The sequence below is a fragment of the Streptomyces sp. NPDC060198 genome (assembly GCF_042728415.1).
In the GTDB taxonomy this organism is placed as follows: Bacteria; Actinomycetota; Actinomycetes; order Streptomycetales; family Streptomycetaceae; genus Streptomyces.
In genome coordinates this window covers 1-7,283 of the sequence record NZ_JBHWZJ010000351.1, presented here as the reverse complement: position 1 = coordinate 7,283, position 7,283 = coordinate 1, and the positions used below count along the sequence as shown (strand labels likewise).

6 protein-coding genes are annotated in these 7,283 nt (G+C 73.9%); 2 read left to right on the top strand and 4 right to left on the bottom strand.

The features are described from left to right. Positions 1–390: 390 nt before the first annotated feature. On the top strand, positions 391–696 hold the full coding sequence (locus ACFWEP_RS28870) for a hypothetical protein (RefSeq protein WP_387374340.1): 306 nt from the start codon (positions 391–393) through the stop codon (positions 694–696). A 65-nt stretch (positions 697–761) separates the two neighbouring features. Here the strand turns inward: ACFWEP_RS28870 and menC are convergent, their stop codons facing one another. Together menC and ACFWEP_RS28860 are read right to left on the bottom strand one after the other, a co-directional pair. Then, positions 762–1,883: an o-succinylbenzoate synthase gene (menC, locus tag ACFWEP_RS28865; RefSeq protein WP_387374338.1), complete on the bottom strand. Its 1,122-nt coding sequence runs from the start codon at positions 1,881–1,883 to the stop codon at positions 762–764. Continuing rightward, complete coding sequence (locus ACFWEP_RS28860; RefSeq protein ID WP_387374337.1) at positions 1,880–2,767, bottom strand: chorismate synthase; 888 nt, start codon at positions 2,765–2,767, stop codon at positions 1,880–1,882. Before ACFWEP_RS28860 ends, menC begins: the two co-directional genes overlap by 4 nt. Positions 2,768–2,965: 198 nt before the next feature. Here ACFWEP_RS28860 and ACFWEP_RS28855 point away from each other — a divergent pair, with 198 nt between their 5' ends. Continuing rightward, positions 2,966–4,516 (top strand): PucR family transcriptional regulator, encoded by a 1,551-nt coding sequence (locus ACFWEP_RS28855; RefSeq protein ID WP_387374335.1) that lies wholly within the window; start codon positions 2,966–2,968, stop codon positions 4,514–4,516. A gap of 87 nt (positions 4,517–4,603) precedes the next feature. On the opposite strand, the gene dapE is transcribed toward ACFWEP_RS28855, so the two are convergent. After that, positions 4,604–5,713 (bottom strand): succinyl-diaminopimelate desuccinylase, encoded by a 1,110-nt coding sequence (gene dapE / locus ACFWEP_RS28850; RefSeq protein WP_387374334.1) that lies wholly within the window; start codon positions 5,711–5,713, stop codon positions 4,604–4,606. Further along, positions 5,710–7,164: an amino acid permease gene (locus ACFWEP_RS28845; RefSeq protein ID WP_387374332.1), complete on the bottom strand. Its 1,455-nt coding sequence runs from the start codon at positions 7,162–7,164 to the stop codon at positions 5,710–5,712. Before ACFWEP_RS28845 ends, dapE begins: the two co-directional genes overlap by 4 nt. Between the last annotated feature and the right edge of the window lie 119 nt (positions 7,165–7,283).

Below are 7,283 nucleotides of genomic sequence, written 5' to 3'. Positions count from 1 at the left end.
GGACGGAAGTCATCCGTCCCGGGCTCCGGTGCGTGGGTACGCCGGTAAGGACCCTGCGGGCGTACGCCGGACCGTACGCGACCGCCCGTGCGCGAGCGACCCGGCGGAGGCGGAACCGTCCTCCCCGGCCGGCCGTTTCCGGCGGCGGAGGGAATCGGCCGGCACGGGATCGGCCAGGGCGGCGAACGGGCGGCACGGCATCCTCGCCGGTCCGGCCCGGTCCGGTCCGAGGAGAGGTGGGAGGGTGTCTCTGTGGGGATTTCGCTGGTGGGGGCGGCTCAGCTCTGGCTTCCGACGGCAGCCGTCTGCGCGTTCATCGCCTTCCGGACACGGCGCCGACGCCGCACCCGGGGACTTCTGCGAGCGGCGCCGCTGAAGGCAGTCGCGGGCATGGCGGTCCTGAATGCCGCCACCGTATGGTTCCTCGGTGTCTCCCGGAGCGGACTGGACATCAGACAATCGTGCGAACAGGGCAACGGTCTCCGGTTCGACGAGGCGTGGAACGAAGCGCACTACTCCGAATCGCAGAGCTTCTTCCCCCTTCACGCGAAGTGCAGCGCGACCGTGGATCTCGTTCCCGCGTGGGTGAACCCGGCGGTCGTCACTCTCGTGCTCCTCGCCGGAGCCTGTCTGTGCGTGGCCTTCTGCCTCGAAGCGCGGGATCACAGGGCCTCCGGCGCCCCGGCGTCCCTGTGATCCCGGCGGCTGCGGGGCGGCCCCCGCCTCACCGCCTGCGGCCCCGCCTCACACCTCGCCCCGCCTCACCGCCCGGCCGCACCCCCGTACAGGTCCCGCCGTGCCGTGGTGAAGCGGCGCAGGGCGTCGGGGAGCGGGGTGATGCCGATGCCGGGGGACGTGGGTACCGGGAGGTGGCCGTCCTGGAGGACGAACGGCTCGGTGATGTCCTCGGCGAAATAGCGGCTGGAGGCGGAGGTGTCACCGGGCAGGGTGCAGCCGGGGAGGGCGGCGAGGGCCAGGTTGGGGGCGCGGCCGATGCCGGTCTCCAGCATGCCGCCGCACCAGGCGGGCACCCCGTGGGCGGCGGCGACGTCGTGCAGACGGCGGGCCTCCAGGTAGCCGCCGACGCGGGCGGGCTTGATGTTGACGACCCGGCAGGCGTCCATGGCGAGGGCGGAGGCGGTGTCACGGGCGTTGTGCAGCGACTCGTCGAGGCAGACCGGGGTGGCGATGCGGCGCTGGAGGAGGGCGTGGGCGTGGAGGTTGTTCTCCTCCAGCGGCTCCTCGATGAGCAGCAGGCCGAACTCGTCCAGGCGGCGCAGGTGTTCGGCGTCGGCCAGGGTGTAGGCGGTGTTCGCGTCCACCTGGAGCGGCAGCTCGTCGCCGAAGCGGTCGCGGACCGCGCGGACGGGCTCGACGTCCCAGCCGGGTTCGATCTTCAGCTTGATCCGGACGTACCCCTCGGCGAGGTACCCCGCCACGTCGTCCAGGAGGGCGGGGACGGAGTCCTTGATGCCGACGGACACCCCGGCGGGCACCCGGTCGCGGGTGGCGCCGAGGAAGGTGGCGAGGGACATCTCGTGGGCCCGCAGCTCGGCGTCGAGCACGGCCGTCTCCAGGGCCGCCTTCGCCAGCTCGTGTCCCTTGACCTTCGCCATGTCGGGGGCGAGGAGAGCCGTCGTCAGGTCCTGGCGGGCGGTGACCCGGGGGAGCAGGAAGTCGCGGATCACGGTCTCGGCGCCCGAGACGTACTCGGAGCAGTACAGCGGCTCCGGGTCGGCGGCGAACTCCGACCAGCCCTCGGCCTCGTCGGTGACGACGTGGAGCAGGAAGGTGTCCTTGGTGGTCATCGTCCCGAAGGAGGTGCGGAACGGGGTGACCAGGGGGATGGCGACGTGGAGGAGTTCGACGTGTTCCAGCTTCATGCCGGGGTGCCTTCCTGGAGGTGCGGTTCCTGGGCGCGCGGGCCGGTGGAGGCGGGGGTGAGGGTGTACCAGCCGTCGCGGGACATCGACGTGGCGGTGTATCCGTCGGCGAACGCCCGCGTGAAGACCTCGCGGACGGCGTGGCGCCAGCGCAGCGCGAGCGCGGGGTCGGCGGCGCGCAGCTCCACGACGTCGGCGGGGACGCGGCAGCGGACGGTGTCCCCGGCGCGGACGGCGAGCGGGGCGCCGTCGGGGGCGGTGGCGAGCGTGACGGCGGTGCCGGCCGTCGGGGCCGAGGGCCCGTCGGGTCCGTCCGCCGTACGGTCCTGCTCGGTCAGGTCCCAGGTGACGGTGAGGCGGTCGCTCTCGTCGCCGTCGTTGAGGCCGTCGGTCATCGGGCCGTAGAAGTCCACGAGGTACTCGGTGCCCGCGGCGCCCAGCTTGACCAGGTTGAAGCGGGCGTTGCGGCCCACCAGCGGGTCGAAGGTCCAGCGCATGGTGCGGGCCCCGCGGTCGAGGGCCCAGACCCGCTGCGCCTGCTTCACGGCGAGCCCGACACCCCGGTCGCTGCTGCGGGCGGCGGCCACGAAGGAGTACACGTCCAGGGCCGAAGGCTCCCCGAACACGGCGACGGCCGCACCGCACGGCTCGCCCCGCCCTCCGCCCTCCGCCGGGTACGCGGCGTGCACGGCGCCGCCCGCGTGCACCAGGCTGTGCAGCACCTCGGCGGGGTAGGGCGGGGTGCTGCGTGGGGTCTGCCACACGTCGCTGAAGAAGTCGGCGACGTCCGCGATGCCGGCCACGTCGTGCACGGTGCGGACGGTGACGCCCGCCGTGAGCGCGGCTGCCGCCGCCCGGTCGCGTACTGAGGGTGTTGCTGTCATGGTTCGAGTTTCTGTGGGCCGGTCCCGGAACTGGTTGTCCGTAGGGACAAGAGCGACTTAGAGTCGTGTTGCGATCGGCCAAAGGTGGGGGAGCGGTGCATCCGGCGATGTCCGGTTTCCTCCGGGCGGGCAGGTCCGCCGTGACCCGCGACCTGCCACCCGCGACCCGTGAACCGGACCCGTGAATCGAGAGGCCCCATGGACGCCCCCACCCTCGGCGATCTGCTCGACGTGCTCGGAGGCTCGTCCGTACGGGCGGTCGCCTCCCCCGGCGGGCTCGGGGCGCGGGTCGGCGAGATCCTGCTGTACGACGCCGACGCGGTGCTGCCGCACGCCCCCGGAGCCGTACTCCTCGCGGTCGGGGTGCGGCCCCCGGCGGCCGGCCCGCTGCTGCACGCCGCAGCCGCCGCCGGCATGGCGGCCGTGGTCGTACGCGGGGCGGACGGGCCCGCCGAGGCGGCCGGGCGGGCCGGGATCGCGCTGCTCGCGGTCGACGAGGACGCGGCCTGGCACCGGGTCCACCTGCTGCTCTCCTCGGCCGTGGGCGCGCGCCCGGGCGGCACGCCCTCCGCGGCCGGGGACCTGTTCGCCCTGGCCGACGCCGTCGCCGCCGCGGTCGGCGGGGCCACCGCGATCGAGGACCCGCGCCAGCGCATCCTCGCCTACTCGACCGTGTCCGGACAGACCGTGGACGAGGACCGCCGCCAGGGCATCCTCGGCCTCCAGGTCCCCGACAGCCCCGAGAACGCCGAGCAGTACCGGGCGATGTTCGCCGCCCCGGCGCCCCTGCGACTGCCCGCTCTCGACGACGACAACCTGCCCCGGATCGCCGTCGCCGTCCGGGCGGGCGGCGAGACGCTCGGCTCGATCTGGGTCGTCGACGACGGCACGCTCGCCCCGGGCGCCGAGGACGCCCTCGCCCAGGGCGCCTCCACCGCGGCCCTGTTGCTGCTACGGGCCCGCGCCGCGCAGGAGCTCGCCCGCCACCTGGGCGGCGACCTGCTGCGCCGGGTCCTGGACGGCACGGCGGACCCGGCCACCGCCGCGCACCGCCTCGGGCTGGGCGCGGGCACCGATCCGGTGCGGGTGGCGGCGTTCGTCCCGGCGGGCGCCAGCACCGCGCCGGACGTCGAGCAGACGGCACTGCGCCTGCTCGACCTGGTGCGGCTCAGTTGCGAGGCCCGTTACGGACGGCATGCCTGCGTCCTCGTCGACGGAGTCGTGTACGCGCTGCTCCCGGCGGTGGGCGAGCGGGGCGCGGCCCGGCACCGGCAGCTCGCACAGGACATCGTGGACCGGGCCGGCCAGGCCCTGCGGATGCCCGTACGGGGCGGGCTCGGAGCTCTGGTCGCGGGTCTCGCGCGGGTGGCGGACTCCCGGGACGACGCCGACCTGGTCCTGCGCTGCCTCGACGCGCAGCGCCCCCTCGCCCTCGTGGAGGACGTCCGGGCCAGGGTGGCCCTGCTGCGCCTGGGTGAACTGACGTCCGGGCAGCGGCAGTTCGAGGGCGGCGCCTGGGCGCGGGCGGTGGCCCACGACGCGACGCACGGTACGGAGTACGCCCGTACGGTGCTGGCCTGGCTCGACGCGGGGTGCGACATGGCGGGCGCGGCCGAGCGGCTCGCCGTGCACCCCAACACCTGCCGGTACCGCCTGCGGCAGGCCAGGGAGCAGGTCGGCCTGGACCTGGACGACCCGGACGAGCGGCTGATGCTCTGGCTGAGCGCCCGGCTCGAAGGGACGGCCTGAGCACCCCGACGGCCTGAGCACCCCGACGGCCTGAGCGGCCTGAGCACCCCGACGGCCGGTGGCCCTGGCGGCCCGGCGCCCTTCGGCTCAGCTCAGCCAGGCGGTCAGCTGCTCCTCGCACCGCGCGAGCTGGGCCACCGGGACGAACTCCCCCGGGGTGTGCGCCAGGGAGGGGTCGCCGGGGCCGAAGTTCAGCGCGGGCACGCCCAGTTCGGTGAACCTGGCCACGTCGGTCCAGCCCAGCTTGGGGCGCGGCTCGGCGCCGAGCACGCCGACCAGCGAGGCCACCGCCGGGTGCTCCAGGCCGGGCAGCGCCCCCGCCACGGCCTCCGTCACCACGAACGCGTACTCCTCGGGCGGGAACATCGCCTCCGGGAAGAGGCCCCGTACGTACTCCTCCGCCTCCTTCGGCGAACGGCTGGGCGCGAAACGGGCGTTGAGGGAGACGACGCAGGTGTCGGGCACGACGTTCCCGGCCACCCCGGCGCGGACCGAGACGGCGTTCAGTCCTTCCCGGTACTCCAGCCCGTCGATGACGACCCGCTCCGGTGTGTGGTCGGCCAGGCGCTGGAGCACCGCCGCGGCGCGGTGCGCGGCGTTGATCCCCTTCCAGGCCCGGGCGGTGTGGGCGCGGGCCCCGCGCACGGTGATGTCGGCGCTCAGCACGCCCTGGCAGCCGGCCTCGACGCCCGCGTCGGACGGCTCCATCAGGATCGCGAGGCCGGCGTCGAGCAGCAGCTCCGGGCGCTCGGTCGCGATGCGGTGCAGCCCGTTGCGGTCGCCCTCGACCTCCTCGCACTCGTAGAAGACGTAGGTGACGTCCCGGGCGGGCGCGGTGAGCGCCGCCGCGAGGCGCAGGGCCACCGCGACACCGCCCTTCATGTCGCAGGCGCCGAGTCCGTACAGCCGCTCGCCGTCGAGCCGGGCGGGCAGGTTGGCCGCGGCGGGCACGGTGTCGAGGTGGCCGGCGAGGACCACCCGCTCGGGGCGGCCGAGCGCGGTACGGGCGACGACGGAGTGGCCGATCCGCTCCACGCTCAGATGCGGCAGGGAGCGCAGGGCCGCCTCGACGGCGTCCGCCAGCGGGCCCTCCTCGCCGCTCTCGGAGGGCAGGTCGACGAGGGCGCGGGTCAGTCGGACGACGTCGGTGGCTAGATCGAGGATCGCGGGGGCGGGGGTCACGGGGGCGGGGGTCACGGGCGGAGCTCCTCCTGCTTCGGGGCGTCGAGCCTGGAGTGCTTCATGCCGTACAACCCGTACACGGCCAGCCCGACCACCATCCACACGGCGAACGTGATCCAGGTGTCCGAACCCAGGCTGAAGAGCATGTAGACGCAGCAGATCACGCCGAGCACCGGCACCACCGGCGAGAACGGCACCCGGAATCCGCGGGGCGCGTCGGGGTTGCGGCGGCGCAGCAGGATCACGGCGATGTTGACCAGGGCGAACGCGAACAGGGTGCCGATGCTGGTGGCGTCGGCGAGGCTGCCCAGCGGGACGAGCGCGGCGAGGACGGCGATGAACGAGGAGACGATCACCGTGTTGGCGCGCGGCACCCCGCTCTTCGCGTGGACCCGGGAGAAGACCGGCGGCATCAGGCCGTCGCGGGACATGGAGAACAGGATGCGGATCTGTCCGTACTGGACGGTGAGCACGACGCTGGTGGTCGCCACGACCGCGCCGATCGACAGCAGGATCGGCCAGAGGCTGCCGCCGCCGACGGCCCGCACGAGGACCTCGCTGAGCGTGGCCTCGGTGCCTTCGAAGAGGCCCCACGGCATGGCGCCGAGCGCGGCCACGGCGACCAGGACGTAGAGGAAGGTGACCAGGGCGAGCGAGAGGATGATGGCGCGCGGCAGGTCCCGCTGCGGGTTCTTCGCCTCCTCGCCGGCCGTCGACGCGGCGTCGAAGCCGATGTACGAGAAGAAGAGCGAGGCGGCGCCGGCGCTCATCCCGGCGGCGCCGAGCGGGAAGAGCGGGCGGAAGTTGCCCGCGTGGAACGCGGTGAAGGCGACGGCGCAGAACATCACCAGGGCGGCGATCTTCACGCCCACCATGACGACGTTGGCGACCGCGCTCTCCTTGGCGCCGCGCAGCAGCACCACCATGGAGAGCAGGACGATGACGGCGGCGGGGATGTTGACGACCCCGCCCGCGCCGGGCGGGGCGCTGAGGGTCTCGGGCAGGGTGACGCCGAAGACCAGGTCGAGCAGCTCGTTGACGTACTGGCCCCAGCCCACGGCGACCGCCGCGACCGAGACCCCGTACTCCAGGATGAGGCACCAGCCGCACACCCAGGCGACGAGCTCGCCGAGCGTGGCGTACGCGTAGCTGTACGAGGAGCCGGAGCGCGGGATCATCCCCGCCAGCTCGGCGTACGACAGCGCCGAGAAGAGCGCGGTGACACCGGCCAGGACGAAGGACACGATGATCGCGGGGCCCGCCTCGGGCACCGCCTCACCGAGGACGACGAAGATGCCGGTGCCGAGGGTGGCGCCCACGGAGAGCAGGGTGAGCTGCCACATGCCCATCGTGCGCTTCAGCGCGACTCCGGACGGCACTTCGGCGGACACGTCCTGCCGCCTGGTCAGCCTGTGCTTCAGGCCGCCGCCGGGACCGTTGCCCGGCATCGTCCGGACCGTCTCCATGGCACCGCTCCTCTCGTTCCGCGCTGTAGTGGTCGACCTGATGATGCTGAGTGCCGACCGTGCGGGGGTGAGAATATCCGCCAGAAAGCATGGCGCCCCTTTGGCCGAAAGGCCAAAGG